Here is a 7,440-nt window from a genome sequence, read left to right on the forward strand (position 1 = left end):
ACCTCTCCCCGCGGAACAGGGGTCCAGCGCCCCGCGCTGGCTGGTGGTGAGGCGCCTGGGGATCGAACCCAGGACCCACGGCTTAAAAGGCCGTTGCTCTACCGACTGAGCTAGCGCCTCGCGAGCGGTGGAAAAATAGCACGTCACGGGTGAAAGGTCAAGATGGGGGGCGTTCCGGCCGTTTTTCAAGGGGACCGGGCGGGTCATCTCGCCGAGAGCATCTGGATGACCTCATCGGCGCGGCGGAGGCGGGCGCCGACGACTTGGAGCAGCTTGACCGCCATCTGGGCGTTCCCGCGCAGGAGGTTGAGGAACTCGTCGCGCTCGAGCTTCCAGACCTCGCAGTTTCCGACGGCCTCGACACCGGCGGTCCTCGGCTCTTTGTCCAGGAGGGCCAGCTCGCCGAAGAACTGCCCCGGGCCGAGCTCGGCCAGCTCGCGGGCCCCGCCGTCCTCGAGCTTGAGCCAGACCCGCACCGAGCCCGAGGCGATGTAGAAGAAGTAGTCGCCAGGCGTACCCTGCTCGAAAATCGTCTCTCCGGCCTGGAAGTGGTCCTTGGTCATCAGGGCGGCGATATCGGTCAGCTCGGTCGGCGAGAGGTCCTTGAAAAAGCTGGACCGGGCCAACTCGTGCGGTTTCACGGCTTCCCCTTTCCCTTCGCCCTGGGGGAATCGTAGCTCCGTCGGGTGCGTCGGCGGTCGCGGTGGCGCTCCAGGGCCAGCTCCACCAGCCGGTACACCAGGTCGTTGTAGTTCAGCCCCGACGCCACCCACAGCTTGGGGTACATGCTGATGGGGGTGAAGCCGGGGACGGTGTTGACCTCGTTGATGTAGAACCGCCCGGTGGCGCGTTCGAGGAAGAGGTCCACCCGGGCCATGCCGGAGACGTCGAGGGCCTTGAAGGAAGTGACGGCCAGGCGGCGGGCCTCGGCGGTCTGGTCGGTGGTGAGCGGGGCGGGTATCAGAAGCTCCGAGTCCTCCACGTACTTGGCGTCGTAGTCGTAGAACTCGCGGGCGGGGAGGATTTCGCCGGGGACGCTGGCCTCGGGCGAGTCGTTGCCCAGGACGGCGCACTCTATCTCGCGGGCGTCCAGCCCACCCTCGACGATGATGCGACGGTCGTAGGAAGCGGCGAGCTCCAGGGCTTGCGCCAGCTCCGACGGGCCGTGGACCTTGGTGATGCCCACCGAGGAGCCCAGGTTGGCCGGCTTGACGAAGAGGGGGTAATTCAAAGCGGTCTCGATTTTGCGCACGACCCCGGTCGGGTCCGCCTCCAGCTCCGCACGGGTGAGCCCGAGATGCGGGCCGACGGGCAGACCGGCGGCGACCAGGACTGCCTTCGCCGCGAGCTTGTCCATGGCCAGGGCCGAGCCCAGCACCCCCGCCCCCACGTAGGGCAGGTCGGCCAGCTCGAAGAGCCCCTGGAGGCAGCCGTCCTCCCCGTATGTGCCGTGGACGAGGGGGAAGACGACGTCGGCCTCGGCGAAGGGGGCGGGCGGGTCCGCGGTTTCGTCAATCGGTTCGGGGAGAGGAGTAGCCTGGGTCAGCCCGGTATTCGGGTTCTTACCGCGCCTGGGCAGGAAATCCACCCGGCTCTCCAGCTTTTCCAGGATGCCCGGTCCGGCGAGCCAGCGGCCCTCCCTGGTGATCCCCACGGGGATGACGGTGAAGCGGTCGGGGTCGAGGGCCTCGATGAAGGAGCGGGCGGAGGTGAGTGAGACCTCGTGCTCCCCCGAGCGTCCGCCGAAGACGAGGGCGATGCGGATTTTCTTCATATCCATCGGATTGTGCGGGTCAGCCCCGGTTCGTCACAGGTTCACGAAGTCGGCGTCGGCGCCGCAGGCGGAGCAGCGCTCGGCCGAAAGGGCGGCCACCTCCACCCGGTAGCCCGAGCGACGGACCAGGACCGCCCCGCACTTGGGGCAGCAGGTGTCGGCGTACTTGGCCTCGACGGACACGTTCCCCAGATAGACGTACTCGAGCCCCGCCTCCTTGGCGATTCTCCAGGCGCGCTGCAGTGTGCTCTCCGGGGTGGGCGGTGCGTTGAGCTTCCACGCCGGGTGGTAGCGGGAGAAGTGCAGCGGCGTGCGCGGGTTCCGCAGGGCGATCCAGCGGGCGAGCTCCCGCAGGAGCTCCGGGGAGTCGTTGCGGCCCGGGACGACGAGGTTGGTAATTTCCACGTGGGCCGGGGAGTCCATCGCCCGCTCGATGATCGCCAGGACCGGCTCCAGCTCGCCCCCGCACAGCTCGCGGTAGAAGGCCGGGTCCATGGACTTCAGGTCGAAGTTGAAGGCGTCTATCACCCCGAGGAGCTCGTCGAAGGGCTCGGGCTCCAGGTAGGCGTTGGAGACGCAGACGGTGGAGAGGCAGCGGGCCTTGCAGGCCCTGGCCGCGTCCATAATGTACTCGAACCAGACCAGCGGCTCGGTGTAGGTAAAGGCCACGCCGCGACAGCCAGGCCGGTCGGCCATCCGCGCCAGCTCCTCCGGCGAGATGTGGCTCGTGGGCGCCTCCAATTGGCTCGAGGCGTAATTCTGGCAGAACCGGCAGGCAAGGTTGCAGCCGTTGGGCCCCACGGAGAGGATGGTCCAGCCCGGGTAGAAGTGGTAGAGCGGCTTCTTCTCCACGGGGTCCAGATTGAGGGCGATGGTGCGGCCGTAGGCGGCGGCCATGAGCTCCCCGGAGACGTTCTCCCGCAGGCGGCAGATTCCCCTCTTCCCCGGCGCGACGCGGCAGCGGTGCGGGCAGAGCGTGCAGCGGACCGCGCCATCGGTGTCGGGCTCCCAGTACCGGGCGACGGGGGGTTCCATCAATCCACCACCAGGTCGTTCTTCAAGAGGAACTCGGCCCAGCGCAGGTCCTCGGGTGTGGTGATTTTGAAAAGCTGTCGGTGGCCGGGGATTAGCTTCACCGGCCGTCCCGCGTTCTCCACGAGCTGGGCGTCGTCGGTCGCCCCCGCGAGCCGTTCGTCGTCCTGGTCGTAAACCTGTCGCAGGAGCCCGTAGCGGAAGCACTGGGGCGTCTGAACCAGCCAGACCCGGCGACGGTCCACGGTCATCTTCACCGTGGTCATGCGGGTGGCGAGCTTGACGGTGTCGGTGGCCTGGACGGCCGCCACCGCCGCCCCGTTCACCAGCGCCGCCGCCGTTATGTCCTGGAGGACCTTCCGCGTGACGAAGGGACGCACCGCGTCGTGCACGATCACCAGGTCCACCTTGCCCAGGGATTTCAGCGCGTAGCGCACCGACTGCCAGCGCTCCTCGCCGCCGGTGACCACGGTGAACTGCCCGCCGAGCCGGGCGACCTCGAAGCCGGTCCGACCCTCGAAGCCCCGGGGCGCGGTGACCACCAGGCGGTTGAACTCGGCCCGTTCCAGGAACCGCTCGGCGGTCCGGTGCAGGACGGTCTGACCGCCCAGGTCGGCGAACTGCTTGGGTTCCAGGCCGCCGAAGCGCTTGCCCAGGCCGCCCGCCGCCAGAATCAAACCCACCGAAAGCGTCATCGCAGGGGTAACCTCCCCTTCGATTTTACTACAACGCCGGCCTCCGGCCAAGCATGGTTGCCCCGGCGGTCCGTCGGCGGTAGAATAACCCCCGGACGCCCGTCGCCCGCCTACTCTCCCGGAGCACATTCACGTCATGGAAACCATAGGGCTGGCGCTTCTCTTGGGCCTCTCGATGGGTCCGACCTGCCTGGCCACCATCTCGGCGCTCTACGTGCCTCTGTTGTTGGCCGAGGACCGGAAGGGCCTCGCCGGTTCCTTCAAGCTGTTCCTAGAGTTCAGCCTGGGTCGGCTCTTGGGCTACCTGACGGTGGGGCTCATCGTGGGTCTCATCGCGGAGCTCCTACATCCCGACCTGCGTCAGGTCCCCTGGCTCCCCGGTGCCTCGGAGATCCTGGCCGGCGCCCTCATGCTGGCCTACGGGCTCTGGCGGAGCTTCCCCAGGGCCGGGCTGTGCAAGAAGCTCTCCGAGCGGGAGGGCAAGCCGCCGGCTGCCTTTCTCATCGGCCTCGCCTCGGGCCTCTCGATCTGCGTGCCCTTCATTTCCATGATAACCATCGGGGTGGCATCGGGGGACCTGGTGCAATCGCTTCTGCTCTTCACCGCCTTCTTCTTCGGGACCTCGGTCTGGTTCATCCCGCTGACGTTCATAGGTCCGTTGAGCAGATCGGCGCATTTGAGGAAGTTCGCGGGCTGGGCGGCGGTGCTCGCCGGCGCGGTCTTCCTGGTAATCGGCATCGTCCACGTCTCCACCGGCACGCACTTTTAAATGGACGGCGGCCCGGATTTTCGGGAAATCTACCGCGCGCTCCTGGCCCGCTTCGGTCCCCAGGGGTGGTGGCCCGGCGAGACCCCGCTGGAGGTCTGCCTGGGCGCGGTGCTGACCCAGAGCACGAGCTGGGGGAACGTGGAACGGGCGCTGGCGGCCCTTCGGGAGGCGACGGACCTGGATTTCGCCAAACTCCGCGCGCTTTCGGAGGGTAAACTGGCGCGGCTCGTCCGCCCGGCGGGGTTCTTCCGCCAGAAGGCGGAACGGCTCAAGTTGCTCCTGGATTGGCTCGACGGGCGCTGCGACGGCGATTTCACCCGTTTCGACGCGATTCCCACTAAAGACCTGCGGGGGGAGCTCCTGGCCCTCCGGGGAATCGGCCCCGAGACGGCCGACTCGATTCTTCTGTACGCCCTTTCGAGGCCGGTCTTCGTCGTGGACGCCTACACCCGGCGCGTCGCGCATCGGCACGGCTGGAGCGACGAACGCGCGGGTTACGACGAGCTGGCGGCGCTCTTCACGACCCGCCTGCCCCGGGACCCGGGCGTCTACAACGAGTTCCACGCCCTCTTCGTCCGCCTGGGCAAGGAGCACTGCCGCAAGCGGAACCCCCGTTGCCACCCCTGCCCCTTGGTTGGTAAAATGGTGTACAGTTCATAGACAAGTACTGAATAGACAAGTATTAAAAAAGGAGATATATGAAAAAGGAACATAAAGCCTTGCTTATTTTCTTCATCCTAATTGCGATTGGGCTAGTTGCTTGGTGGTGGTTTGGATATAAACAGCTTAACGATTCCAACTTTGCGAATGTTTGGGTAGAAGCTGTCGAAAGTGGTAACTCGTCTAGGTTTAACGTACTTATCGAAGACCGTGGTTGGACTATGGAGGATGTTGCCACGTACACTGTCGAGTTGCTTAATGATGAAGGCCGTCTTGATAAGCTTGTGGACACTATCAGATCAAAAAGCCCAAACGCCGCTTATGAGTTTACAGCAGGTTACATACCGGCGTTCATACAAGCTGCTTACGGATATGGCTACTAACAAAGGAAATTGAGATTAAAAAGATATTCACTCAGACCCTGACGCCGTTCCTCGTCCTGGCCGTCGCGGGGTGCAGCGGGCACAGCTTCACCGGCGCGGCCCCCACCTCGAACCAGGGCCACTGGCTGGGCTACGGCGGCGGATTCGAGCGGAGGTTCCGCGCCGAGACGACCACCCAAACGCCGCTGGTCGAGGCCTGGCGCTTCGAGAGCGATCTCTGCCCCTGGGGGATGACGGTCCAGGATGGGGTGGCGGTGTACGCCGGCCTGCAGCACGGAATCTTCGGGCTGGACGCCGCGACGGGCGAGCAGCTCTGGTCCTGGACGCTCCCGGCCACCCCGGCCGCCGCGCCGGAAATCGTCGGGGACGCGGTTTACCTCGCGCTGGACCTGCCCCTGGGGGAGGTGTGGTGCCTCGATCTCCTCGACGGGACGCGCCGGTGGCGACAGCTCACGGACGAGCTGCCCCGGGCCCTAGTCGCCGACGACGGGGGGGTCTGGGTCCTTTCGAGCCGCGACCTCGTCCGCTTCCGCGCCATCGACGGCGAGCCGGTCGAGGACCACGAGCTGCCGGGCCGCCCGCTGGCCGGACCGCCGGTTCTGTGGGACTCGGAGCCGGTGCTCATGGTGAAGGGGCTCGCGGGCACGGGTCCCTGGAGCCCCGCGTGGGAAAAGACGGTCTGGTTCGACGGGGAGCCCGCGGCGGGGCCGGTGGTGACCGCCGGAGACGACCTGGCCTGGCTGGACCGCAATGGCGAGCTGGGCGTGTACGCGCGGGGGGAGGAAGAGCCGCGCTTCTACGCGACGCCCCTGACCGCGCCGCCCGCGGGGATGGCCTGTACCCCCGAGGGGCTGGTGCTCCTGGGGCGCGACCGCTCCCTCGCCGTGGCCTACGATGACGGAGAGATGAGGCCGGTTCTCGAACCGGCGGCCATCTGCCTCGCGCCGCCCGTGGTTACCGGCGACCTGGTCTGGATCGCCGAGGCCGAGGGGGATTTAATCGCGGTGGACCTGGCCTCGGGGGAGGAGGTGTACCGCTGGGCGACGGAGAAGCCGGTGCAGGGGCTGACCCCGTCGGACGGCGGCCTCTTGGTCACCACCGCCGACGGGGTCGGGATGCTCCTCGTCCCCGCCCCGGTCGGAGCCGAGGTTCCCGTCGAGGAGGCCGTTCCGGTGCCGGAGGAGGGAGAGGGCGGTGAGCCGTCCGCCGGGGAGACGGTTGCGCCGTGATTCCGCGGCGGGTTGGTTCGTGTCCCCTCTCCCTTCTAGGGAGAGGGTCAGGGTGAGGGTCGAGGTTGGTAGCGTAAAAACGGCGGGGATAGGAATCCCCGCCCTACATTCATCGAACGCCGCGAATCTACCCGTAGGGCGGCCCCTCTGCGGGCCGCCGCGTTTTTTAACGCGCAATCACCACCCGCCGGGTGAGGGAGCCGGAATCGGTCGCCAGGCGGGCGAGATAAACGCCCGGTGGGAGCGCCGAGGCGTCGCAGGAAATATCGTGACGACCGGCGGTTAGCTCCGAGTCAATCAGCGTCGCAATCCGCCGACCCGATAAATCGTACACCGACAGGACGACGCGGCCGTCGGCGGACAGGGAGTAGGTGAAGTTGACGGTGTCCCGCGACGGGCTCGGATAGGCGGCGTAGAGGACGAGCTCGAACGTTTCTACGGGAAGAGTGACCGCCTCCGACGGCCCGAAACGGCTGACCACGCCTTCCGCGTCAATGACCTCCAGCCAGTAGGCGTAACTCCCGCCGGGCTCCACGTCCCGGTCGAGGTATCTGGATGAACCACCGGGCAGATTGCCGGAAATCATCTCCGGTCCGTCGGCGCCCCGCAGGACGCGCACCCCGGCCGGTTCCTCGCCCGAGAGGCGCCAGTTGACCAAAAAGCCCTCGTCGGTCGCGCCCGCGGCGAAGTCAACGACGTCCACCCCGCCGCCCAGGTCCACGTCGAAGTACCAGTCCAGCTCCTCGGCCCAGTACTCCCCGCCCCCGTCGTCCAGCGATTTCACCCGCCAGTAGACCCGCGCCCCGTCCTCTATACCGCCGGATATCGTATACTCCGATTCATGTAAATCTTTGATTTCGTTATATGTGTTGAAGTCCGGGTCGGTGCTCCACCAGAG

9 protein-coding genes and 1 tRNA gene are annotated in these 7,440 nt (G+C 66.7%); 4 read left to right on the forward strand and 6 right to left on the reverse strand.

All coding sequences use genetic code 11. From position 1 onward, the window contains the following. Positions 1 to 44 precede the first annotated feature (44 nt). The 5 genes from VM054_03015 to ispD all read right to left on the reverse strand — a co-directional run bounded on the left by VM054_03015 (position 45) and on the right by ispD (position 3,501). Positions 45 to 120 (reverse strand) — tRNA-Lys (locus tag VM054_03015). Positions 121 to 203: 83 nt separating this feature from the next. Continuing rightward, the gene (locus VM054_03020) at positions 204 to 641 is read right to left on the reverse strand and encodes a cyclic nucleotide-binding domain-containing protein (GenBank protein ID HUT98024.1); all 438 of its coding nucleotides are present in this window, start codon (positions 639 to 641) and stop codon (positions 204 to 206) included. Then, a complete protein-coding gene (locus VM054_03025) occupies positions 638 to 1,774 on the reverse strand; it encodes a D-alanine--D-alanine ligase family protein (GenBank protein HUT98025.1) in 1,137 nt (378 codons plus the stop codon). Before VM054_03025 ends, VM054_03020 begins: the two co-directional genes overlap by 4 nt. A gap of 33 nt (positions 1,775 to 1,807) precedes the next feature. Further along, positions 1,808 to 2,809 carry an AmmeMemoRadiSam system radical SAM enzyme gene (amrS, locus tag VM054_03030; GenBank protein HUT98026.1) on the reverse strand — a complete coding sequence of 334 codons (1,002 nt, stop codon included), beginning with the start codon at positions 2,807 to 2,809 and terminating at the stop codon, positions 1,808 to 1,810. After that, complete coding sequence (gene ispD, locus VM054_03035; GenBank protein ID HUT98027.1) at positions 2,809 to 3,501, reverse strand: 2-C-methyl-D-erythritol 4-phosphate cytidylyltransferase; 693 nt, start codon at positions 3,499 to 3,501, stop codon at positions 2,809 to 2,811. Before ispD ends, amrS begins: the two co-directional genes overlap by 1 nt. Positions 3,502 to 3,637: 136 nt before the next feature. Between ispD and VM054_03040 the strand changes: the two genes are divergently transcribed. From VM054_03040 to VM054_03055, 4 genes are all read left to right on the forward strand, one after another. After that, positions 3,638 to 4,270: a sulfite exporter TauE/SafE family protein gene (locus VM054_03040; protein HUT98028.1), complete on the forward strand. Its 633-nt coding sequence runs from the start codon at positions 3,638 to 3,640 to the stop codon at positions 4,268 to 4,270. Next, positions 4,271 to 4,930, forward strand: a complete 660-nt coding sequence (locus VM054_03045; protein ID HUT98029.1) for an endonuclease III domain-containing protein — start codon at positions 4,271 to 4,273, stop codon at positions 4,928 to 4,930. A 38-nt stretch (positions 4,931 to 4,968) separates the two neighbouring features. After that, positions 4,969 to 5,313 carry a hypothetical protein gene (locus VM054_03050; GenBank protein ID HUT98030.1) on the forward strand — a complete coding sequence of 115 codons (345 nt, stop codon included), beginning with the start codon at positions 4,969 to 4,971 and terminating at the stop codon, positions 5,311 to 5,313. A 185-nt stretch (positions 5,314 to 5,498) separates the two neighbouring features. After that, positions 5,499 to 6,542, forward strand: a complete 1,044-nt coding sequence (locus VM054_03055) for a PQQ-binding-like beta-propeller repeat protein (protein HUT98031.1) — start codon at positions 5,499 to 5,501, stop codon at positions 6,540 to 6,542. Positions 6,543 to 6,708: 166 nt separating this feature from the next. Here the strand turns inward: VM054_03055 and VM054_03060 are convergent. Beyond that, positions 6,709 to 7,440: T9SS type A sorting domain-containing protein (locus VM054_03060; protein ID HUT98032.1), on the reverse strand; the 732-nt coding region annotated here is incomplete at its 5' end.

Source organism: bacterium (assembly GCA_035528375.1).
Lineage (GTDB): Bacteria > RBG-13-66-14 > RBG-13-66-14 > RBG-13-66-14 > RBG-13-66-14 > RBG-13-66-14.

Excerpts from the sequence above, each read along its gene's own strand:
- VM054_03025 (HUT98025.1), bottom strand. The coding sequence starts at position 1,774 with ATGAAGAAAATCCGCATCGCCCTCGTCTTCGGCGGACGCTCGGGGGAG.
- amrS (HUT98026.1), bottom strand. The coding sequence starts at position 2,809 with ATGGAACCCCCCGTCGCCCGGTACTGGGAGCCCGACACCGATGGCGCG.
- ispD (HUT98027.1), bottom strand. The coding sequence starts at position 3,501 with ATGACGCTTTCGGTGGGTTTGATTCTGGCGGCGGGCGGCCTGGGCAAG.
- VM054_03040 (HUT98028.1), top strand. The coding sequence starts at position 3,638 with ATGGAAACCATAGGGCTGGCGCTTCTCTTGGGCCTCTCGATGGGTCCG.
- VM054_03045 (HUT98029.1), top strand. The coding sequence starts at position 4,271 with ATGGACGGCGGCCCGGATTTTCGGGAAATCTACCGCGCGCTCCTGGCC.
- VM054_03050 (HUT98030.1), top strand. The coding sequence starts at position 4,969 with ATGAAAAAGGAACATAAAGCCTTGCTTATTTTCTTCATCCTAATTGCG.